The sequence below is a fragment of the Corallococcus caeni genome (genome assembly GCF_036245865.1).
Taxonomy (GTDB): domain Bacteria; phylum Myxococcota; class Myxococcia; order Myxococcales; family Myxococcaceae; genus Corallococcus; species Corallococcus caeni.
The window spans coordinates 1-336 of sequence record NZ_BTTW01000117.1 but is presented as its reverse complement, the minus strand read 5'-3'; the positions used below and the strand labels follow the sequence as shown (position 1 = coordinate 336).

At 34.8% G+C, this 336-nt stretch carries 1 protein-coding gene; it reads right to left on the bottom strand.

Going from position 1 to position 336, the window contains the following annotated elements; translation table 11 throughout:
• Positions 1-144: 144 nt before the first annotated feature.
• Positions 145-336 (bottom strand): thioredoxin domain-containing protein (locus AABA78_RS39070; protein ID WP_338270627.1); only part of this gene is annotated, 192 nt, incomplete at its 5' end.

Sequence of the window (336 nt, the reverse complement as noted above, 5' to 3'; positions counted from 1 at the left end):
CATGATGTGCTTGAGATCATCGAAAACTACTTAGCGCATGCTTCACTCAATAATATTCAGGTAGAAGTAAAAGGCATTTCATTGAATAGAAAAATTGCCTAAAGCTAAATCTCACCAGTTTTTAAGTAGCCAGTAAGATTTTTCTTACTGGCTAATTTTTTTCTTCCACTTAATGTTGCATCCAATGCTAGGGATTTGCTCAAAAGAAACGGGTTTTCCAGCAATAATATCATCTAAAGCATTTCTTAGATATTTTCCAGTAACTGGTTTGTCATTGCCTGGTCTAGCATCATCAAATTGGCCCCTGTAGGCACATTTCAATTCATTATCAAAAAT